Source organism: Pseudomonas sp. FW305-3-2-15-E-TSA4 (assembly GCF_058787295.1).
Genome location: NZ_JBYSZP010000018.1, coordinates 96,763 through 117,518 on the forward strand (window position 1 = coordinate 96,763; position 20,756 = coordinate 117,518).

The 20,756-nt window shown below is 61.1% G+C and carries 23 protein-coding genes; 13 read left to right on the plus strand and 10 right to left on the minus strand.

Annotated features, from left to right (window positions below; all coding sequences use genetic code 11):
• Window positions 1–97: 97 nt before the first annotated feature.
• On the minus strand, window positions 98–289 hold the full coding sequence (locus tag AC3WMV_RS23575) for a YegP family protein (protein WP_007963291.1): 192 nt from the start codon (window positions 287–289) through the stop codon (window positions 98–100).
• Between the two features lie 276 nt (window positions 290–565).
• On the opposite strand from AC3WMV_RS23575, the gene AC3WMV_RS23580 reads away from it, so the two are divergent.
• The 7 genes from AC3WMV_RS23580 (at window position 566) to AC3WMV_RS23610 (ending at window position 7,534) form a co-directional block, all read left to right on the plus strand.
• The gene (locus AC3WMV_RS23580) at window positions 566–1,531 is read left to right on the plus strand and encodes a glycosyltransferase family 2 protein (RefSeq protein ID WP_103368272.1); all 966 of its coding nucleotides are present in this window, start codon (window positions 566–568) and stop codon (window positions 1,529–1,531) included.
• 3 nt (window positions 1,532–1,534) lie between these two features.
• Window positions 1,535–2,245: a class I SAM-dependent methyltransferase gene (locus tag AC3WMV_RS23585; protein ID WP_103368273.1), complete on the plus strand. Its 711-nt coding sequence runs from the start codon at window positions 1,535–1,537 to the stop codon at window positions 2,243–2,245.
• On the plus strand, window positions 2,242–2,628 hold the full coding sequence (locus AC3WMV_RS23590) for a GtrA family protein (protein ID WP_103368274.1): 387 nt from the start codon (window positions 2,242–2,244) through the stop codon (window positions 2,626–2,628). Before AC3WMV_RS23585 ends, AC3WMV_RS23590 begins: the two co-directional genes overlap by 4 nt.
• A complete protein-coding gene (locus tag AC3WMV_RS23595) occupies window positions 2,625–4,730 on the plus strand; it encodes a DUF6311 domain-containing protein (protein WP_103368275.1) in 2,106 nt (701 codons plus the stop codon). Before AC3WMV_RS23590 ends, AC3WMV_RS23595 begins: the two co-directional genes overlap by 4 nt.
• 81 nt (window positions 4,731–4,811) lie before the next feature.
• Window positions 4,812–5,732 (plus strand): LysR substrate-binding domain-containing protein, encoded by a 921-nt coding sequence (locus tag AC3WMV_RS23600; protein WP_027614510.1) that lies wholly within the window; start codon window positions 4,812–4,814, stop codon window positions 5,730–5,732.
• Between the two features lie 174 nt (window positions 5,733–5,906).
• Complete coding sequence (locus tag AC3WMV_RS23605; protein ID WP_103368276.1) at window positions 5,907–7,115, plus strand: low temperature requirement protein A; 1,209 nt, start codon at window positions 5,907–5,909, stop codon at window positions 7,113–7,115.
• Window positions 7,116–7,168: 53 nt separating this feature from the next.
• On the plus strand, window positions 7,169–7,534 hold the full coding sequence (locus AC3WMV_RS23610; RefSeq protein ID WP_103368277.1) for a 5-carboxymethyl-2-hydroxymuconate Delta-isomerase: 366 nt from the start codon (window positions 7,169–7,171) through the stop codon (window positions 7,532–7,534).
• A 3-nt stretch (window positions 7,535–7,537) separates the two neighbouring features.
• Here AC3WMV_RS23610 and AC3WMV_RS23615 read toward each other — a convergent pair whose 3' ends face one another.
• Entirely contained in the window at window positions 7,538–8,473 is a 936-nt protein-coding gene (locus AC3WMV_RS23615) for a LysR family transcriptional regulator (protein WP_045122326.1), read from the minus strand.
• A gap of 200 nt (window positions 8,474–8,673) precedes the next feature.
• Window positions 8,674–9,855 (minus strand): cyanate transporter, encoded by a 1,182-nt coding sequence (locus tag AC3WMV_RS23620; RefSeq protein WP_103368278.1) that lies wholly within the window; start codon window positions 9,853–9,855, stop codon window positions 8,674–8,676.
• A 254-nt stretch (window positions 9,856–10,109) separates the two neighbouring features.
• On the opposite strand from AC3WMV_RS23620, the gene rnd reads away from it, so the two are divergent.
• The 3 genes from rnd (at window position 10,110) to AC3WMV_RS23635 (ending at window position 12,584) form a co-directional block, all read left to right on the plus strand.
• Window positions 10,110–11,243 carry a ribonuclease D gene (gene rnd / locus AC3WMV_RS23625; RefSeq protein WP_027614515.1) on the plus strand — a complete coding sequence of 378 codons (1,134 nt, stop codon included), beginning with the start codon at window positions 10,110–10,112 and terminating at the stop codon, window positions 11,241–11,243.
• Window positions 11,240–11,533 (plus strand): YcgL domain-containing protein, encoded by a 294-nt coding sequence (locus AC3WMV_RS23630; RefSeq protein WP_097086697.1) that lies wholly within the window; start codon window positions 11,240–11,242, stop codon window positions 11,531–11,533. The genes rnd and AC3WMV_RS23630 overlap by 4 nt, the downstream gene beginning before the upstream one ends.
• Before the next feature lie 118 nt (window positions 11,534–11,651).
• Entirely contained in the window at window positions 11,652–12,584 is a 933-nt protein-coding gene (locus tag AC3WMV_RS23635; RefSeq protein WP_003222601.1) for a D-2-hydroxyacid dehydrogenase, read from the plus strand.
• Window positions 12,585–12,708: 124 nt separating this feature from the next.
• On the opposite strand, the gene AC3WMV_RS23640 is transcribed toward AC3WMV_RS23635, so the two are convergent.
• Complete coding sequence (locus AC3WMV_RS23640; RefSeq protein ID WP_103368279.1) at window positions 12,709–13,302, minus strand: nitroreductase family protein; 594 nt, start codon at window positions 13,300–13,302, stop codon at window positions 12,709–12,711.
• Between the two features lie 165 nt (window positions 13,303–13,467).
• Here AC3WMV_RS23640 and AC3WMV_RS23645 point away from each other — a divergent pair, with 165 nt between their 5' ends.
• Both AC3WMV_RS23645 and AC3WMV_RS23650 read left to right on the plus strand, forming a co-directional pair.
• Complete coding sequence (locus AC3WMV_RS23645; RefSeq protein WP_098967686.1) at window positions 13,468–13,917, plus strand: YcgN family cysteine cluster protein; 450 nt, start codon at window positions 13,468–13,470, stop codon at window positions 13,915–13,917.
• A gap of 35 nt (window positions 13,918–13,952) precedes the next feature.
• The gene (locus AC3WMV_RS23650) at window positions 13,953–15,182 is read left to right on the plus strand and encodes a hypothetical protein (protein WP_103368280.1); all 1,230 of its coding nucleotides are present in this window, start codon (window positions 13,953–13,955) and stop codon (window positions 15,180–15,182) included.
• A gap of 108 nt (window positions 15,183–15,290) precedes the next feature.
• Here the strand turns inward: AC3WMV_RS23650 and AC3WMV_RS23655 are convergent, their stop codons facing one another.
• The 4 genes from AC3WMV_RS23655 to AC3WMV_RS23670 form a co-directional block, all read right to left on the minus strand.
• On the minus strand, window positions 15,291–15,668 hold the full coding sequence (locus AC3WMV_RS23655) for a YgaP family membrane protein (RefSeq protein ID WP_096796610.1): 378 nt from the start codon (window positions 15,666–15,668) through the stop codon (window positions 15,291–15,293).
• A gap of 82 nt (window positions 15,669–15,750) precedes the next feature.
• Entirely contained in the window at window positions 15,751–16,221 is a 471-nt protein-coding gene (locus tag AC3WMV_RS23660; RefSeq protein WP_007911337.1) for an RNA methyltransferase, read from the minus strand.
• Window positions 16,222–16,426: 205 nt separating this feature from the next.
• A complete protein-coding gene (locus AC3WMV_RS23665; RefSeq protein ID WP_003222612.1) occupies window positions 16,427–16,798 on the minus strand; it encodes a YajD family HNH nuclease in 372 nt (123 codons plus the stop codon).
• 49 nt (window positions 16,799–16,847) lie between these two features.
• Entirely contained in the window at window positions 16,848–17,534 is a 687-nt protein-coding gene (locus AC3WMV_RS23670) for a spermidine synthase (RefSeq protein ID WP_097086703.1), read from the minus strand.
• 80 nt (window positions 17,535–17,614) lie between these two features.
• Between AC3WMV_RS23670 and AC3WMV_RS23675 the strand changes: the two genes are divergently transcribed.
• The gene (locus AC3WMV_RS23675) at window positions 17,615–17,899 is read left to right on the plus strand and encodes a hypothetical protein (RefSeq protein ID WP_024164429.1); all 285 of its coding nucleotides are present in this window, start codon (window positions 17,615–17,617) and stop codon (window positions 17,897–17,899) included.
• Here AC3WMV_RS23675 and AC3WMV_RS23680 read toward each other — a convergent pair.
• Window positions 17,896–18,369 carry a cyclic nucleotide-binding domain-containing protein gene (locus AC3WMV_RS23680; RefSeq protein ID WP_007969596.1) on the minus strand — a complete coding sequence of 158 codons (474 nt, stop codon included), beginning with the start codon at window positions 18,367–18,369 and terminating at the stop codon, window positions 17,896–17,898. The genes AC3WMV_RS23675 and AC3WMV_RS23680 overlap by 4 nt on opposite strands.
• Window positions 18,370–18,575: 206 nt before the next feature.
• The gene (locus tag AC3WMV_RS23685) at window positions 18,576–20,630 is read right to left on the minus strand and encodes a S9 family peptidase (RefSeq protein WP_103369833.1); all 2,055 of its coding nucleotides are present in this window, start codon (window positions 20,628–20,630) and stop codon (window positions 18,576–18,578) included.
• Window positions 20,631–20,756: the final 126 nt, after the last annotated feature.

Sequence of the window (20,756 nt, forward strand, 5' to 3'; positions counted from 1 at the left end):
GGGCTGGATGGCCCCGTACGCTGAAGAGCGTAGGGGCGCAAAAGTGCTTTGCCAGTGCTTCAGACGAAAAAGGAAGAGGCTGTAGGACGCGGCGCCATCAGATTTCCTTCACCGGCGTCTCCCCCTGCACACCCTTGATCAACTCGATCACGTGTAAACAATCGGCCTTGTTCACATACGACTCGCCACTGGCAATCGTCTCGTGGTTCCCCGCCCGCAGTCTCCAGCGCCATTGGCCTTTGCCGGTGCTCGGGGTGCCTCGGGATTGCCTGTAGATCTCGAAATACATTCAGTTCGCTCCTTGCGATGGTGTTTGCGACAACCTGTGTGGCGCATCGTCGCAAGCCTAGCGGAGCGAGTTTTTTTCGCTATCGGGTATTTGTTTCCAATCGTTGGCAGATGTTTCTGAAGAGTGCGGGCTAGAGCGCACGCATCGGCGTCTGGATTGGCCAGAATGTCGCCCTTTGCACCTTGCAAGGCTATCGACGCTACTGCTTAATACGGGACGGCTCATGGCGTTGAAAATGCTTCGACGACCGACAAACACTATAAAAAGAGCACTCCATTGACTGAGCATGGAACGGCACAGGCCACACGGGTCACGTTATCGCTGGTTGTCCCGGTTTTTAACGAGGAGGACAGTCTCGACGCGTTCATTCTGCGCATCGATGAAGTCTTCCAGCACCAAGCCTCAATTGCTTTGGAGCTGGTGTTCATCAATGACGGCAGCACTGATGCCACACTTGAGCGGCTGTTGGATCGTCAGCGGCACGACTCGCGGCTGCGCATCGTCGATCTGAGCCGTAACTTCGGCAAAGAGGCGGCGTTGTCTGCGGGATTGCAAATCGCCAACGGGCAGATTGTGGTGCCTATCGATGCCGATCTGCAGGACCCACCCGAAGTCATTCTGCAAATGATCGAGCGATGGCGCGAGGGCTATGAAATGGTGCTCGGTCATCGCGTCAGCCGCCGCAGCGACACCTGGGCCAAGCAGACGTCGGCGCATTGGTTTTACCGCCTGCACAACAAGATCGCCGAGCAACCGCTGCCGGAAAACGTCGGCGATTTCCGCCTGATGGACCGTTGTGTAGTCGATGCCTTGCTGACTTTGCCCGAGTCCCGGCGCTTCATGAAGGGCCTGTTCGCCTGGGTCGGTTTTCGGACTACCCACGTTGATTACGAGCGGCCCGAGCGCGTGGCGGGGCAGAGCAAATTCAACGGCTGGCGGCTGTGGAATTTTGCCCTGGAAGGCATCACCAGTTTCAGTACCGAACCGTTGCGGATCTGGACTTACATCGGCGCCGCGGTGTCGCTGGTGTCCTTTGCCTTTGCCATTTTTATCGTGTTGCGCACGCTGATCCACGGCGTCGACATGCCCGGTTATGCCTCGCTGATGGTGGCCGTGACGTTCCTCGGTGGCCTGCAATTGATTGGCATCGGCGTACTCGGCGAGTACCTCGGCCGCACTTATATCGAATCCAAACGCCGGCCGGTTTTTCTGGTGCGTCGCGTCTACGACCCCAAGGACTGAAACATGGATCTCAAGGAAACCGATATCCTCGGCGACAGCATCGGTGAGCATTGGTATTACTGCTCCAAAGCGGCGGCGACTCGTCGTCTGCTCGGTGATGTACCGATCACGCGGATTCTCGACGTGGGCGCCGGCTCGGGTTTCTTCTCCCATCACCTGCTGACTCAAACCGATGCGCGCGAAGCGTGGTGCGTCGACATCAGTTACCCCGCCGATTCAGATGCGATCACTGCCGGCAAACCGGTGCATTATCGCCGCGATATCGACGCCATCGACGCCGATCTGGTGCTGCTCATGGATGTGCTGGAGCATGTCGACGATGACCTTGGTTTGCTCAAGGCTTACGTTGACAAGGTGCCGTCCGGCAGCCGTTTCCTGATGACCGTGCCGGCGTTCCAGTTCCTGTGGAGCGGTCACGACGACTTCCTCGAACACAAGCGCCGCTACACCCTGCCGCAGTATGAAACCCTGGCCCGTGATGCCGGTTTGAGCGTGCAGCTTGGTGCCTACTATTTCGGCGCGGTGTTTCCGATTGCGGCGGCGTTGCGTTTGCTGCCCAAAGGGCCGCAGGCCGCAGCGCCGCAGTCTCAGCTCAAACGCCATCATCCCTTGGTCAACGGCGTGCTCAAGACGTTGTGCAGCCTCGAACTGCCGCTGATGAGCCACAACCGTCTGGCCGGGCTGAGCGTGTTCGTGCTGGCGCAAAAACCGTGACTTCAGTTGAAAGGAAAGCGCTGATCCAGCGCGGTCTGCGCTTTGCCGTGACCGGTCTGTTCGTCACCGCGCTGCATGCGCTGGTGGCTGTGCTGTTCATCAATTTCGTTGCGCCGCAACCGCCGCTGGCCAACGGAGTGGCGTTTGCCGTGGCAACGGTGGTGTCCTACGTGATCAATACCACCTGGAGTTTCTCGGCTCGGTTGCACGGCAGAACGTTGCTGCGATTTCTATTGGTATCGGCGTGCGGTTTTCTGTTGGCGATGTTTGTCGCCTGGGCCGCGCAGGTTGCCGGGTTGAATTATCTGTTGGGCATTGTCGCGGTGGCGCTGACGATTCCGGCATTCACGTTTGTCTTGCACAACTTCTGGACGTATCGATGAAGCTTTCCGCAACACATCGGGCGACTGCGCTGCTGCCCGTGCTCTTGGGAATTCTGGCGTTTTTCATTGTGGTCGGCCCACGTGCCTTGAACCCGATGAACATTGCATGGCTAGGCGACGGCGACCCCGCCACGCACTATCAGGGTTGGGTTTTTTTTCGTCATTCGCCCTGGACGTTTCCACTGGGGCTTAACCCGAGCTATGGGCTGGAGTTGGGTAACGGGATAATTTTCTCGGATTCCAATCCGTTGTTCGCCTTTATCTTCAAACCGTTCTCAGCCCTGTTGCCTGAACCCTTCCAGTATTTCGGGCTATGGCTACTGACGTGTTTCATTCTGCAGAGCTGGTTTGCCTGGAAGCTGATTGGCCTGTTCAGTCGCGACGTGGCGTTGCGTTTGCTTGGTGCAGGAATGTTTTTGTTCATTCCGGCGATGATCGTCCGCATGAGCGTACATCTGTCCCTGGCTGGGCATTTTCTGTTGCTGGCAGGGTTATATCTGGCATTGCGCCCCTTTACGCCGAAACGCCGCCTCGCCTGGGGCGCGCTGCTGGCGGCGGCTGCGCTGGTGCACGCTTATTTGCTGGCGATGGTTGCGTTGATCTGGCTTGCCGACCTTGCCGCCAAAACCCTTCAGCGGCGCCAGACGCCGGGTAAGGCCTTGATCGAGTTGATCGGTCTGTTTCTGCTGGTCAGTGTCTGCTGCTGGCAGGCGGGTTATTTCAGCATAGGCGACAGCGGTCTGGCGTTGATGGGGTATGGCCTGTTCCGGGCTAATGTGCTGACCTTTTTCGATGCGGGTGTCTGGTCCTATACCTTGCAGGACATGCCGGGTGTACTGGGCGACGGCGACGGGTTCGCATTTCTGGGCCTGGGCGTGATCTGCCTGGGGATCTTTGCCTTGGTGCCGGTACTGCAAGGGACGACTGACCTGGGAGCCAAGGCTCGCCGTTACCCGTTGGTTTTGCTCGCACTGGCAGGGCTGGCGATATTCGCCGTTTCCAACAATATCGGCGTAGGGCCATTCGAATTCAGGATTCCGCTGCCGGATGCGGTGGTTGCCGTGGCCACGATTTTTCGTGGCTCGGGGCGAATGATCTGGCCGCTCATGTACATGGCCATTTTTGCGATCCTTTATGTGGTGATTCGCGGGCACTCCTCGCGCGTGGCGTTGATGCTGCTGAGTGTGGCGCTGGTGGTTCAGGTGGCAGACACGCGCGCCGGTTGGGCGGTGTCGCGCGGTTTATTCATGGCCACGCCGTCGCCCACATGGAAGACGCCATTGGTCGACCCGTTCTGGGAGCAGGCGGCGAAGCGTTATCAGGCAGTGCGCTGGCTGCGACCGGAGAATTATCCGGAACAGTGGATGACCCTGGCCGACTACTCGGGTCGCCATCACTTGCCGACCAACGCGATCTACCTTGGGCGCGTCAGTACGGTTGCCACTGAAGCCGCTCAAGCGGTGTCGGATCGAATGGTCAGTTCTGGAAACTATGCAGCCGATACCCTGTACGTGCTCAGTAACCGCACTGTGCTGGAAGCAGCTCTGACCTTGAATCGCGACACCGATGTGCTCGCCAGAATTGACGGGTTGAACGTGTTGGCGCCGGGCTGGAAGCGTTGCGCCGACTGCCTGCCGATATCGGCCCCGGACCCATTGACGCTGATCCCGCCACTCAAGTCGGGCGAGAGAGTCGTGTTCAATCCCAGCAGTCTGGCGACGTTTTTCCTCGGTAAAGGGTGGGCGAACAATGAACCGTGGGGCACCTGGTCCGAGGGGAATGAGTCGCAAATTGCCCTGCGGCCGACTGCTCGGGTGCACTCGTTCTTGCTGGAAACCACTGCGCTGCTGGCCCCTTCACACACCGAGCAAGCAGTGGAAATTTTCGTCAACGATGTACGCGTGCTGTCCACCCGGCTGGTCAAGCCTGAAGCGAATCGCCTGAATGTCGAGTTGCCGGTCGAAGTGCAGCAGCGTGTCGAGCAACAAGGTGTGCTGAATATTCGTTTCAAATACGCCAACGCTATCAGTCCGGGGGAGTTGGGCATGGGCAAGGACATGCGCAAGCTGGCGATCGGGATACAGGCGTTGACGGTGAATTGAGCCGGTGTTGTTCCTTTCGCCCATGGACGCTGTCCATGGGCCTTTCTAAACTGCCCGCAGACCGGGGAGTAGGGGCAATGGATGAATCGAAATGAATTACGCAAGGCCGACATCAATCTGATGGTGGTGTTCGAGACCTTGATGCTCGAACGCAACGTCACTCGTGCGGCGGAGAAGCTGTTTCTCGGCCAGCCGACCATCAGTTCGGCGCTCAATCGCTTGCGCGCGATGTTCAACGATCCGCTGTTCATTCGCGTCGGCCATCGCATGGAGCCGACGGCCCGGGCCGAGGAACTGTTCAAATACCTGTCGCCGGCCCTCGACTCGCTGTCGGTGGCGCTGAGTCTGACTCACGATTTCGACCCGGCCGTGAGCAACATGACGTTCAGGATCGGCCTGTCCGATGACGTCGAATTCGGCCTGCTGCCACCGTTGCTGCGGGCGCTGCGTCAGGAAGCACCCAGCGTAGTGTTCGTGGTGCAACACGTCGACTACTGGCGCATCCCCGACCTGCTGGCCGCCGGCGACATCACCGTCGGCATCAGTCAGACCCGGGGCCTGCCGGCAAATGCCAAGCGCAAACTGCTGCGGCATATCCAGCCAAGCATTCTGCGCGCCGACGCCTCGGATTCGCCGCTGACCCTCGATGAATACTGTTCGCGCCCACACGTACTGGTGTCGCACACCGCCAACATCAGCGGCTATGCCGATGAGTGGCTGGCGGAAATCGGCCGCACCCGGCATGTGGTGTTGTCGGTGCCGCAATACAGTGCGCTGCCGGCATTGCTGGCCGGCACCGACCTGATCGCCAGCCTGCCGGACTACACCGCCGAAGCCATGGCTGCCTCCGGGCTGTTGTTCAAGGAACCGTTTCCGTTCAAGACGCCGATGCTGGATCTGTCGATGGTCTGGCTCAGCCACGTCGACAGCGACCCGGCCGAGCGCTGGCTGCGGTCGCGGCTTGAGGCGTTCATGAGTGAGCGGCCACTGACCGCCCCCTGAAACCACTACAAACCTTCCCTGTGGGAGCGAGCCTGCTCGCGAAAGCGCTGTGTCAGACAACATTGATGTGACTGACACACCCTCATCGCGAGCAGGCTCACGCCTACAGGGTTTGCGTTCGTCTGGTCGGGCTGCTTTGCTCAATGGCAAAGACCCCGGCTGGAGACTTGTCCGATGAGCATTTCCCGATCGTTGCTGCGTGGGCGCGGCAGTCTCGACAGTGGCAAGGTCGGCATGGTCGAACTGTTTTTCGATCTGGTGTTCGTGTTTGCCGTGACTCAGCTCTCGCATTCGTTGCTCGCGCATTTGTCGATCCTGGGCGCGGTGCAGGTGGCGCTGTTGATGGTCGCGGTGTGGTGGGTGTGGATTTTCACTTCGTGGATCACCAACTGGCTCGACCCGGAAAAATTGCCGATCCGTCTCGGCCTGTTCGGGCTGATGATCGCCGGTCTGTTGCTGTCGTCCTCGATCCCCAAGGCTTTCACCGAGCGCGGGCTGATGTTTGCCTCGGCGTTCGTGTTCATGCAGGTCGGGCGCACGTTGTTTGCGATCTGGGCGGTGCGTGGCGAATCGCTGAGCATGACCCGTAACTTCCAGCGAATTCTGGCGTGGTTGATGTGCTCCGGCGTGTTCTGGATCGTCGGAGCCTTTCTTGACGGGCAACAACGTCTGCTGTGTTGGGCGCTGGCGCTGCTGATCGAGCTGATCTCGCCTTCGCTGTATTTCTGGGTGCCGGGGCTGGGGCGTTCGTCGTTGAACGACTGGAACGTCGAAGGCAATCACATGGCCGAGCGCTGCGCGTTGTTCGTGATCATCGCCCTGGGCGAATCGCTGCTGGTGACCGGCGCGACGTTCGCTGAACTGACGCTGAGCGCCACCGGAGTCATGGCGTTTCTGGTGGCGGTGCTGGGCAGCATCGGCATGTGGTGGGTGTACTTCGACAGCGGCGCCGAGCGCGCGCATCACCGCATCGCGCATTCGAGCGATCCCGGGCGCCAGGCGCGCATCGCCTACACCTACCTGCACGTGCTGATTGTTGCCGGGGTGATTGTCAGTGCGGTGGCCGACGAACTGGTGCTGGTGCATCCGGATCACGCCAGTGACGCCGGGATCCTGGTGATCGTGGGCGGGCCATGGCTGTTTCTGTTGGGCAATGCGCTGTTCAAGTGGGTCATGTCCGACCGGGCGCTGCCGCCGTTGTCGCATCTGGCGGGGCTGGTGTTGCTCATGCTGGCGCTGCCATTGGCGTTGAATCACTGGTTTTCGGCGCTGATGCTCGGGGCTTTGACCACGGCGATCGTGGTGCTGGTGGCGCTGTGGGAAAGCTTGGCATTGCGTCAGGCGTCGGCCTCGATAACCTCGGAAAAAGCCACAGGAGAGTAGGGCAGCGCTGTGGTATATGTACGACCTTTCTGCCGACTGACTGGAGCATCCCCATGCCACACCTGCACATGGAATACACCGCCAACTTGCCGCAGTTGAACGCTGATGTGGCGTTGATCCGCCTCAACAACGCCCTGGTGGGTTCCGGTCAGTTCGCCGCCGAGTTCGATATCAAGAGCCGGGCGGTGAAGGTCGAGACCTTCAAGGTCGGTACCAGTATGGGTGAGCGCGCTTTCGTCCATGTGAAGCTAGCGCTGCTCAGCGGTCGTTCGCCGCAGATCAAGAAGCAGCTCTCGGACAGCCTGCTGGCGGTGTTGCAGGATCTGTGCGAATGGCCGGCGGGGGTCGAAGTGCAGTTGTGTGTGGAGTTGCTCGATATCGACCGCGATTCCTACACCAAGACCGCCATCGGCATGTAGGACTCAGGCCGCTTCCAGCTCACTGCACACCTTGATCACCTGCTCGCGCAGCCAGACGTTGGCGCTGTCCTGATCGGCGTTCTGGCTCCATTGCATGTCGAGGGTAAACCCCGGCAGGCCGTTCGGCGCCTCGCAGTGATTGAACACCGCGTCGTTGGTCAGCAGGCGCTGGATGCGCCGGGGCAGGGTGAGGATGAAGTCGGTGCCGGTGATCATCTTCAATGCCGCGCTGTAGCTGTTGGAACGCGCGACGATCTGCCGTTTCTGCGCCTGACGCGCCAGCCAGCCATCGACCATGTTGGTGGTGGAAGTCCACGGGGTCGGGAACACATGGCGCCGCTCGGTGAAGGCCTGCAGGCTCAGGCGCGGTTCCAGCGGCGTGGCACGTTTGTCGAAGACGCAGACCAGATCGTCCTCCAGCAGCATCCGCGATTTCAGGTCGGTGTGGCTGCGGTGGAAGTTGGGGCCGAAACAGATCACCAGGTCGAGGCTGCCGTCGCGCAGTTCGTCGGCGGGCACATCGGTCTCGAACTTGTGCATGTTGACCACCACCGGCAAATCGTCGAAGTCGAAACGCTTCAACAGCCGTGGCAGCACCAATTGCTCGAAGTATTCCGGGGCGCAGATATTGAAGGTCACCGCTTGCCGGGTCGGATCGAAGACCGGGGCGCCGGCGTGGCACAGGTTGATGCTTTCGAGGATCTTCTGCACATGGCCGTACATGGTGCCGGCCTTGTAGGTGGGACGCATGCCCGTGCGGGTGTTGATGAACAACTCGTCTTCGAAACTGGTGCGCAATTTTTTCAGGCAATAGCTGACAGTGGACTGGCTGACGCACAGCGTCTCCGAGACATCCGTGACGCTGCTTTGCTCATACACGGCGATAAACACCATGAGGTCCTGCATGTCGAGCTTTCGAAGCAAGTTACTGTTCAGCATCCGTTCCGTCCCGCTGTGCTCCTTGCGCTGAATCCGCGCAAACGTGTGCGCATGATCGTAGCGGAACGATGGTGCCAGGACAAAGCCCTGTAGGACGTTTCAATGTCGCCAGTGGGACAGAAACTTTTAGCAACACGACGTCGACAAATAAACCGCAAAAAGATGGCAACAGGCCTCTAGCCCAGCGGCGGCATTCGGCTTCAACGGATGTGTCGGGCGTACAGCCGAGGGTCAAAGCGCAGCACTATCAGCAGCATCACCACCATCACTGCGGTCAGCGACCACCAGGCCCATTCGAAGCTGCCGAGACGGTCGCGGATGATTCCGGCCAGCAGCGGCGAAAGCCCGGCGATCAAGTAGCCGATGCCTTGCACGAACGCGGTCAGGCTGCCGGCGCGCTGCGGGTTGTCGAGGTGATCGAGGGAGACGATCAGGCTCATCGGAAACAAGCCGCCAATCCCCAGCCCCAACAGGCACGGCCACAGCAGGCTGAGGTGTTGCGGGCTGAGGATCAATCCGCAGAAGCCGCCGATGATCAGCAACAGTAACGCTGCGAGGACGGCACGGCGATCACGGCTACGGTTGGCGATGGCCGGCGTCAGCAGCCCGGAAATCACCTCCATGGCGGTCAGAAAACCCAGCAGCAGCCCGGCCTGCTGTTCGCTCCAGCCCTGTTCCACGTAGTACGGCGCCAGCCAGGCGAGCACGCAGGTGTAGGACGCCGTGCCGAGCCCGAAGAAGAGGGCCAGCAGCCAGGCGCGGGAATTACGCGTGAAGGACTCTTTTCCTACAGGCGTGTTTTGGATGGATGACGGGATCGACGGTGTCCACCAGACCAGCAACGCGAGCAAGGCCAGTGCCGCCCAGATTGCCAGCCCGATGCGCCAGCTGCCGGTCTGCCCCAGCACCAGCGGCGAAAATGAGGCGGCCAGCGCGGCGCCGCCCATGATCGATGTGACATACAGGCCCATGCACAGCGCCACATGGTCGGGGAAGCGTGACTTGATCAGCACCGGCATCAGCGCCTGAATCAGGGCGATACCCATCCCGGCCAGCACCGCGCTGCCAATCAACTGCGGTGCCGAATCGAGCACCAGCCGCGACAGCGTCGCCAGGCCGATGATCAACAATGACAGGATCACCGTGCGTTGCTCGCCCAGGCGCCGGCTGATGCCGATACCGAAAAACATCGCCAGTCCCATCGCCATCACTGGCAGCATGGTCAGCAGCGAAGCCACGCTGAAACTCAGCGGGATATCGCCACGAATTGCCGACAGCAACGGCCCGACGGCGGCCATGGATGGGCGCAGATTGAGTGCGACGAGAATGATCCCGAACATCAGCCAGGCAGCGGGGCGAGCGGGGGCGCGGACGTGTTCCATCGGCAGACTCTGGATTGCGGAGGCTGTCGATTAGGCGGCGCAGCGTACTAATCGGCAAATCAGATTTCCCGAGCATTATTTAAAAATTAAATATGACTCTCCTGCACGGGTAGGTTCGGATTCCTCTTGCTGACCACGCTGTAAGACTATTCTTTCTTTCTGGCAGGACATTTCGTTACAGCTCTGGCCCAGCGCAGGCGCGTAAAACGCCGGCGGCGATATATACTGCGCGCCATTCTTCAAGGGAGAGCCGTGTGGCCATCGATATTCACTGGATTCGCGACAACGAAAGCCTCGCGCAGTTTTGCGCCGAGTGGCAGCAACTGCCGTTCGTTGCCCTCGACACCGAATTCATGCGGGTCGACACCTTCTACCCGATTGCCGGTTTACTGCAGGTCGGCGATGGCAAACGCGCCTACCTGATCGATCCGCTGACCATCGACGCCTGGCAGCCGCTGGCGGCGTTGCTGGAAAACCCGGCGGTGCTCAAAGTCCTGCACGCCTGCAGCGAAGACCTCGAAGTGCTGCTGCGTCTGACCGGCAGCCTGCCGGCGCCGTTGTTCGACACGCAACTGGCGGCGGCCTACCTGAACCTCGGGTTCTCGATGGGCTATTCGCGGCTGGTGCAGGAAGTGCTGGGCATTGAGTTGCCGAAGGGCGAAACCCGTTCCGACTGGTTGCAGCGTCCACTTTCCGACACACAAATCAGCTATGCCGCTGAAGACGCAGTGCATCTGGCGGAAGTTTTCGTACAGCTGCGGCCGAAACTGTCCGACGACAAATTCGCCTGGGTGCTGGAGGACGGCGCCGAACTGGTCGCCAACCTGCGCCGCGAGACCGACCCGTACGAGGTCTACCGCGAAGCCAAACTGGCGTGGAAACTGTCCCGTGCGCAACTGGCGGTGCTGCGTGAGTTGTGCGCCTGGCGTGAAAAAGAAGCGCGTGCCCGTGATCTGCCGCGCAACCGCATCGTCCGTGAGCACTCGCTGTGGCCGCTGGCCCGCACGCAGCCGGACAACCTCGCCGCGCTGGGCAAGATCGAAGACATGCACCCGCGTACCGTGCGTCAGGACGGCCAATTTCTGCTTGATCTGATCAAGCGCTCTGGCAGTGTGGGGCCTGATCAATGGCCGCCGGCGGTGCCGGAACCATTGCCGGTCGAAGCGGCAGCGCTGATCAAGCAACTGCGCGCCCTCGGCCAGGTCGAAGCCGAACGCCTGGGCATCGCCCCGGAACTGATGCTGCGCAAGAAAACCCTCGAAGCGCTGGTCAAAAGCGGCTTCCCCGAGGGTCCTTATCAATTGCCTGAGTCGCTGCGTGGCTGGCGCCGCGAACTCATGGGCCAGAAGCTGCTCGACAGCCTGGCCACCGCCGGAGAACAGCCTTGAAACGTATTTGCTCCATTTACCAAAGCTCCAAGCGAAGCGGAATGTACCTTTATGTGCTCAAGAGCGATGCTCTGGAGCGTGTGCCGGAACCCCTGATGCTGGCGTTCGGCAAGCCGAAACATGCCTTCGATCTGGTGCTGTCGCCTGAGCGCAAGCTGGCCAGCGAGGACATCGTCGTGGTTCTGGAAAACCTCGACAAGCAGGGTTATCACTTGCAGATGCCGCCGGCCGAGGACGAGTACATCGAACACCTGCCCGAAGAATTGCTGCGACGCAACGACCCGGTCTGATCTGCGAGGCCCTGTTCTGGGCCTCTTGCCCCCCTGGAACTGATTTTACGGCGACGACCGCCACGAAGGAGCGCGACTCCTTCGGCGGTTGCCTGCACGGTTTGCGAAAGGTTTGAAGATGCGCGTTCTGATTGCTGAACACGACCACGCGGTGTACGCCCGGCTGCTGCGTCAGGCGGCCCCCGAACTTGAAGTACTGACCAGTGGCGACTCCGCCGAACTGGCCCGTCAGGCGGCCGATTGCCCGGTGTGGCTGGGGCAGCCGGATCTGCTGGCGACCCTGCTGCGTCAGGGCCACCAGCCGCAATGGCTGCAATCGACCTGGGCCGGCATCACGCCGCTGCTCGCTGATGGCTTGCGCCGCGATTACCGCCTGACCCGCGCGGTGGGGATCTTCGGTCAGGTGATGGCCGAATACGTGCTGACCTACATGCTTGGCCACGAGCGGGAAGTGCTGGCGCGTCTGGTCAGCCAGGTCGAGCGCAAGTGGGACAACCGCACCGGCCAGAGTCTGGTCGGGCGCAAGGTGCTGATCGTCGGCACCGGCGATATCGGCCAGAGCGTGGCGCAGTTTCTGCTGCCGTTTGGCGTCGAGCTGTACGGCATCGCCAGCAGCGCGCGCGAGCAGGCGCCGTTCGTCGAAGTCGGCTCGATGGCGGATCTGCCACGACTGGTCGGCGCGGTCGATTACGTGGTCAATCTGCTGCCGAATACCGAGCACACCCACGACATTTATGATGCGGCGCTGTTCAAGCAATTCAAGCCTACCGGGTTGTTCATCAACGTCGGGCGCGGCGTGGCGGTGGTTGATGCGGATCTGGTGGAAGCCCTGAAGGAAGGGCATCTGGCGGGCGCGGTGATCGACGTCTGCCGTCAGGAGCCATTGCCGCAACGCCATCCGTTCTGGACCGCCTGGGGCCTGCTGCTGACCGGGCACAGCTCGGCACCGACGTCGCCGGCGTTGATGGTGCAGTTGTTCGTCGAAAACCTGAAGGCGTATCAAGCGGGAGAAGCGTTGCGCGGGGAAGTGGATTTCAACCGCGGTTACTGAATGTTCGCCGAGTAAACTGTGGGAGCGAGCCTGCTCGCGAAGGGGGAGTGTCAGCCAACATCATCGTTGTCTGACACACCGCTTTCGCGAGCAGGCTCGCTCCCACATTTGTTTTTGTGCTGGCTTAGAGGGTGAAGTCGCCTTCCGCCACCAACTCGCTCAGCGGGCGACGCGGGCTCGGCTCTTCACGAGCCTGCAGGTATTCGGCCAGGGTCGCCTTGTCACCCAGCTTGCCGATCGCGACCGCCGCATGCAGCGCATAACCTTGCGGAATGTTCAGCTCCTTGCGGGTCAGCTCCTGATCGAAACCGGCCATGCCGTGGGTGTGCCAGCCGCTGATGCTCGCTTGCAGCGCCAGGTGGCCCCAGGCCGAGCCGGTGTCGAAGGTGTGCCACAGCGCCGGGGACTCTTCGCTGGCACCGGGTGCGGTGAAGGTGGTTTTCGAAATCACGATCACCAGCGCCGAAGCGTGTTGCGCCCAGCTGCGGTTGAATTCATTCAGCAGACCCAGGAAGCGTCCCCAGTTCGGCGTGTCACGGCGCGCATACAGAAAGCGCCATGGCTGCGAGTTGTAGGCCGACGGCGCCCAGCGTGCGGCTTCGAAAAAGCTCAGCAGGGTTTCTTCCGGGATCGCTTCGCCGGTGAAGGCGCGGGGCGACCAGCGGTCGGTGAACTGCGGGTGAATGGCGTAATCGGCGACGCGAGGGTTGGCACTCATCGAAAGATTCCTTGCTGTGTTTGAGTCATGAATTCGTGGCAAAACCCTACTGGGCGGCGATTCGGCTGACAAGCGCGATTTACCGACAGTCGCCAGCGCTTGGCCCGCAAGGCCTTGGGCACTAGACTGGCGGCCTTTTCACCACCTGATGTTGATGCTTGAACCATGGCCGCCATAGTCGAACCGTTCTGGAAACGCAAAACCCTCGAGCAACTGGATCACGAGGAATGGGAATCGCTGTGCGACGGCTGCGGTCTGTGCTGCCTGCAGAAACTCGAAGATGAAGAAGACAACAGCGTCTATTACACGCGCATCGCCTGCAAACTGCTGGACCTGAAAACCTGCCAGTGCAGCGACTACCCGAATCGCATCAAGTTTGTCCCGGACTGTATCCAGCTCACTCCTGGCCAGGCCGAAGAATTCAAATGGCTACCGCCGACTTGCGGTTATCGTCTGGTCAGTGAAGGCAAGGATCTGCCGCTGTGGCACCACCTGGTGTGCGGCGATCGTGACGCCGTGCACCACGAACGGATTTCCCAGTCCGGGCGCATGCTCGCCGAAGGCAGCGTGCCGGAGGACGACTGGGAAGATCACCTGATTTTCCGGGCTGGTTAAGCACCAAGAGTTCCAGGATTCAACAAGGAGTGTGTATGGCTGGGGGATTGCTGCGGGCATCGCTGATCGGCCTGCTGGCGCTAAGCGCACCAGTGTGGGCGGCAAAGAAAGTCGATCTGGATTACCACGTACGCCTGTTGCCACAAAGCGATCAGGCCGAAGTACGCCTGACCCTGGCCAAAGGTGAAGCGGTGCGCAGTCTCGACTTTGACCTCGGTGACGGCAGCCATTACAGCGACTTCAAGGCCGACGGCCAGTGGCAACTGACCCCGGGCAAACAGACCCGGGGCCTCTGGCGCCCGATCGGCGACAAGCCCAGCCTGACTTATCGCGTCAGTATCAGCCACGGCCGCAAGAGCGGCAGCTTCGACACGCGCATGACCCCGACCTGGGCGCTGCTGCGCGGTGATGATCTGGTGCCGCCGGCCAAGCTCGATCAGCAAGATGGCGTCGAGCTGGTGTCGCGTCTGCAATTTGAACTGCCCAATGGCTGGCAAAGCGTTGAAACCGCCTGGCCACGCATCGGCAAGAACAAATTCCGCATCGACAACCCTTCACGCCTGTTCGACCGCCCGACCGGCTGGATGCTCGCCGGTCACCTTGGCAGCCGTCGCACGCGTCTGGGCGAAACCGAAGTCACCGTGGCCTCACCGCAAGGGCAGGGCATGCGCCGCATGGATGTGCTGACCTTGCTGACGTTCGTCTGGCCGCAGGTGCAAGCGATCTATCCCCGGCATCCGAAAAAACTGCTGATCGTCGGTGCCAACGACCCGATGTGGCGCGGCAGCCTCGGCGCACATGAGTCCATTTACGTGAACACGCGGTTGCCACTGGTCAGCGAGAGCGGCAGCAGTGCGCTGGTACGTGAGCTGGCGCAGGTGTTCGGGCGCATCAATGACGAGCAGCGCAGCGACTGGATCAGCGAAGGCTTTGCCGAGTACTACGCGATCGAACTGGTGCGGCGTGCCGGGGGCATGAGCGATGAGCGCTATCAGGCGTTGCAGTCGAAGCTGAACAGGGAAAGTCAGAAAGTTACGTCCCTGCGCGGCGAGCAGATCAGCCCGGCGCAAGTTGCCAAAGCGGTGGTGGTGCTGCAGGAACTCGATCGCGAGATTCGCTTGAAGACGCGCAACAAACGTTCGCTGGATGATGTGTTGCGCGGGGCGATGCATCTGGGGACGGTGAGTACCAAGGAGTTTGTGCAACTGGCCGAGAGTGTTCTGGGCGAGTCTTCCAAAGTCCTCGATAGCGCATTACTTCAGTAATACCGCCTTCGCGAGCAAGCCCGCTCCCACTTTTGATCGCATTCCAGCTTTCAATGTGGGAGCGGGCTTGCTCGCGAAGAGGCCAGAAGCCTCACCGAAAATTCAGGCTCAAACCCCAGCCTTCGGCGATTTCACCGAATCATTGCCGGTCACTGTCGCGGTGCTGGTCGCCGCTTCGGCATTGGCCTTGAGCTGGCTCAGTTCTTCCCCGGCCCGTTCGATCTTCGCCCGCACGTTATTCATGTCCTCACGGCTTTTCTCCAGCAGGCTTTTCACCGAGCTGTGCCCGGTGATGCCACGGGCCATCGCCACGCCGCCAATCGCCACCTGAATCAGACCGAACACGCCGCCACGGCGCAGGCCTTTGCCGACCATGATGACGCCACCGGCCAGCGAGCCGATGCGCTCCCAGCCCTGGACGTTCTGCTCGGTCGGGCTCTGGAACGGGGTGGAATCGATACGTTGGACGCGTTTGAGTTCGGTCATGATCTGTCTCCCAGGCAATGTGCAATAGATAGATAAGCTGACTGCCGCAGCGGCCGGCTCGTTCCATCGGATGTGCGACGTTTCAGCGGAATTTCGGCCCGGAGCGGGTATTCAGGCCCTTGGCCATGCGGTCGTAGAGCACGACGTTGACCGTGGCTGCCAGATTCATGCAGCCGGTGGTCGGGATGTACACGACGTCTTCGCACCAGTCGCGGATCTCTTTATCCAGCGAGCCGTCTTCCGGGCCGAAGATGTACAGCGCACGATCCGGGTGGGTGTATTCGGGCAACGGGCGGGCGCCCTCGACCAGTTCCACGGCGACCGGGACGCAGTTGAGCGGGAGGATCTTTTTCAGGTCGTCGATGCCGATCAGCGGAATGTCGTAATGCACGCGCTTGGTATCGGTGACGAAATCGGCGGCGCGTTCATAACGCTTGCCGGTGTAGAACACCGACGCCACGCCGTAACAGCCTGCGGCGCGCATCACCGAACCGACGTTCTCCGGTGATTTGGGGTTGTACAAACCAATGCAGCTGTAACGTTTGTCTGCCACGAGCGGGGTGCCTTCGGGAAAAAGAGGGCGATTATACGGGGATTGGGGGAGGGCGGGCAGATTCGAGATCTGTTGTGTCTGGTCTGGCCTCATCGCTGGCAAGCCAGCTCCCACAGGTATCTTGGGTGTTCACAAAATTTGTGAGCGACCAAAATCATTGTGGGAGCTGGCTTGCCAGCGATGGGGCCAGTAATGGCAATGAAGATCAGTCTTCTTTTTTCATCAACCCGGCGAGGGCAGCAAACGGATTATGCGTGGCCTTGGCGATTTTTGGCGTGCTCAGCGAGCCGTCGCCGAAATATTGCTGGTCGGTGTAGCGCGAGTGTTCGTTGTCGTGGCAGTACAGGCACAACAGCTCCCAGTTCGAGCCGTCCTGCGGGTTGTTGTCGTGGTTGTGGTCGCGGTGGTGCACGGTCAGTTCGCTCAGGCGCTTGCCGGAAAACTCACGGGCGCAGCGGCCGCAGACGTGCGGGTACATCTTCAGGGCCTTGTCGCGGTAGCCCATTTCCTTGTCGCGCTGGTTGTCGGCAAGGATGCGATCGAGCTTCGACGTGTTGGTCGGGGTGGACGAACTCATGGGTTCACCTTTGTAAAAAGACTAATGACGGTTATGTGCAGAGTTTAGCTCAGCCCTTGAGCTTCTCGGCAATCCAGATCGTGTGGCGGGTGCCCTTGTTGCCGTGGGCGAACACCTGGACTTCTTCGGCCTTGAACCCGGCCTTCTTCAATTTGTCGGAAAACTGCCGGTCAGCGCTGGCCGACCACACCGCCAGCACACCCTTGGGGCGCAGCGCCTTGGCGCAGGCGTTCAGACCAGCGGCCGAGTACAGCCAGCTGTTGGCCTTCTGCGTCAAACCTTCGGGACCGTTGTCGACGTCGAGCATGATCGCGTCGAAGCCATTTGGCTCGCTTTGCAGCACATTGGCCACGTCGTCCTGACGGATCACCGTGCGCGGATCGAGCAACGGTCGCCCGGATTTTTCACCGAGCGGCCCACGGTTCCACTCGACCACGCCGGGCACCAGTTCGGCGACCACCACTTCGGCACCCTTGCCCAGGTGCTTGAGCGCCGAGGCAAGCGTGAAGCCCATGCCCAGACCGCCAATCAGCACCCGCGAATTCGGCCGGCCGGCGACCTTGCGGCAAGGGATCTCGGCCAGCGCATCTTCCGAACCGTGCATGCGCGTGTTCATCAATTGCCCGCCGTCGCCACCCTGGATCTTGATGACGAAATCCTCGCCATACTCGAACAGGCACAGGGCGCCACCGTTGTCAGGGATCGGCGTGGTGTCGAGCAAAACGAAACGTTTCATGGAAATCTCTACAAGGGGGAAGGCAAGCAGGCCCGTTGGGAGTAGCCTGAGCGCAGACTAAAGGCCAAACGGAGCCCTTGATGAAGCGCACCATTCTAACGGTCATTGCCCTGGCCGCGCTCTCGATTACTGCAGTGCAGGCGCAGCAGACCATTCCGGTCAGCCCGACGCCGCAACCCGGCTCGCCGGGAACCGCCACACCGACGCCGTATCCGCAAATCACCCCGATCAGCGCACCGAAGGCCGGCGCCGGCAGTGGCAGCCCGCCGCTGGTGCCGATCGAAATGCCCAGCCCGCCGAGCAAGGATCAACCGGTGCCGGGCATCGAACCGGGCAGCACCAAGACCAAATCTCCCGGCGGTTAAACCTGTTGCGCCGCCAGTTGGCCGTCGGCCATGCGCAGACGTTTGGAGAGGGACACGGCGAGGGCGCGGATGATCTTGGCGGCGATCTTCGGCGCGTCGTTGAGCATTTTTTCCAGCGAGTCCTTGCCCAGGTTGAGCAGTTGGCAATTGCTCGCCGCGATGCAGGTGGCCGAGCGGCGTTCGCCATCGAGCACCGCCATTTCCCCGAACGCCCGACCGCTGCGCAGGGTGGCCATGGTGATGACCTGGCCGTCGGGGCCAGTCTTTTGCACGGCGACCTGGCCGGTGTGGAGGATGCACATGAAACTGCCGGCATCACCCTCACGGAAAATCGCTTCGCCCTCCGCCACGGTGCTGATGCTGAAGTAGCCCGAGGCCGCGGCGAAGTCCGCCAGTTGCAATTGATCGAACAGGCCACAATCCATCAGCCAGTCGCGAATTTCGTTGTTCAGTAAGGTCGGTTCTGACATGTCGTTGCGGTCTTTATTGTTTTCACGGTTTTCAGGCACTACACGGACCCCTGTGGGAGCGGGCTTGCTCGCGAATGCGGTGGTTCAGTCAATATCAGTGTCGACTGACCCACCGCATTCGCGAGCAAGCCCGCTCCCACAATGGGATCTGTGGTGTATCGACCACCGGGGTCTGGAGTTAAGACCCAAGTGACCGACGGAGTTCCTCAGGCCAGGCCCAAAACCTTGAACACAAATGCATATTCGAGCGCTACGTCACGTAATCCCTGATAACGCCCGCTCATTCCGCCATGCCCGGCGTCGAGTTCGGTCTTGAGCAGCAGCAGGTTGTCGTCGGTCTTGGTCGCGCGCAGTTTCGCCACCCACTTGGCCGCTTCCCAGTACTGCACGCGGCTGTCGTTGTAGCCGGCGATGACCAGGGTTGCCGGGTAATCCTGCGCTGTGACATTTTCGTACGGCGCGTACGCCTTGATCCGCTCGTAGACCTCCGGCTCTTCAGGGTTGCCCCACTCGTCGTACTCGGTGACGGTCAACGGCAAGTCCGGGTCGAGCATGGTGTTGAGCACGTCGACGAACGGCACTTCGGCAATCGCCACGCCGAACAGGTCCGGGCGCTGATTGAGCACCGCGCCAATCAACAGGCCGCCAGCGCTGCCGCCGCTGATCGCCAGTTTCTCGGCGGTGGTGATGCCGTTGAGGATCAGGAATTCGGCGCAGGCAATGAAGTCGCTGAAGGTGTTGTGCTTGTGTTCCTGTTTGCCGGCGCGATACCACGCCTCGCCCAGCTCACCACCGCCACGCACGTGGGCGATGGCGAAGGCCATGCCGCGATCCAGCAGGCTCAGGCGTGCGTGGGAGAACCACGGGTCGAGGCTGGAACCGTAGGCGCCATAACCGTACAGGTACAGCGGCACTGGTTTGCCGACCATTTCGCGTTTCATCACCAGACTGATCGGCACCTGCGTGCCGTCCGGCGCGGTGGCCCACAGGCGTTGGCTGACGTAGGCGTCGGCGTCGAACGGGCCGAGCACCGGGGTTTCTTTCAGGACGGTTTGCTCGCCGCTGGCCAGCAGCAATTGGCGCACCTGTGCCGGACGATTCAGCGCCTCGTAACGCAGACGGATGCGGTCGCTCTCGAACTCCAGGCTGTTCTGCACATAGAGGCTGTAAGCCGCGTCCGGCAATTGCACGCGATACGGCGTCTGGCCTTGCGGATGAACTTCGATGATCGGCAGACCGCCTTCGCGCAGGCTCAGGGTCATGGCCGCGGTGTTCAGCGTCACGCCGTCGAGCATCACCGTGTCGCTGTGCGGGATCAGCTTCTGCCAGTCGGCTTCGCTCGGTACCACACCGGTGTCCGGCGCCTGATACAGGGCGAAATTGATGCCGTCACGGTTGGTGCGGATGAACCAGGTCCACACGCCATCCAGCGCGCCGTGGTCGACATCGTATTCGTGATCCTCGACCCGTGGCGCCAGGCAAGTGAAGGGCAGGTGCGGCTGATGCGCGTCCAGCGCCCAGACTTCGCTGGTGGTCTTGCTGCCCAGGGTCAGCAGCAATTGTTGCTCGGAACTGGAGCGGTAGCAATGCAGGAAGAAACGCCCGTCCGGCTCGTGGAACACCTCTTCGGCGGCGGTGCCGTCGAGGCGATAGCGAAACAGTTTGTGCGGGCGATGGGTGTCGTCGAGCACACTGAAGAATAGCGTCAGGCTGTCGTTGGCCCAGGTCATGCTGCCGTCGCAGTCCTGAAATTCCAGTTCGCTGACCTTGTCATTGGCCAGCTCCTTGACGAACAGCGTGTAGATCTCGTCGCCCGAGGCGTCGACGCTGTAGGCCAGACGCTGGTGGTCGGGGCTGATGCTGAACGCGCCGAGCGAGAAGAAGCCGCCGTTGGCCAAAACGTTCGGGTCGAGCAGCAGTTGCTCGCGGCTTTCGTCGAGGATCAGGCTGTCGTCGGCCGGACGCGGGCAACGGTAATGGCGGGCGTACTCGTCACCCGCCGTGGTGCGCGTGTAATACAGATACGGGCCCCAGGGCGAGGGCAGGGACAGGTCGGTTTCGAGGATCCGGCCCTTGATCTCCTCGAACAGGCTTTCGCGCAGGCCGGCCTGATCGGCGGTCTGTGCTTCCTGATAGGCGTTTTCAGCCTTGAGGTAGTCGAGCACCGCGTCGGTGTCGCGTTCCTGCAGCCAGGCATACGGGTCGGCACCGGCTGCCTTGCGGGCGATCGGGGCGCGGATGACGTGGGCGGATTCGGGCATGGAAGGCTCTCGGACAGTATTCGGAATAATGGTGTTCGCGGTTGTTGAAACCGCCTCAGCCCCTGTGGGAGCGAGCCTGCTCGCGAAAGCGTTCTGTCAGATGACATTTGTTTCACTGACCCGGCG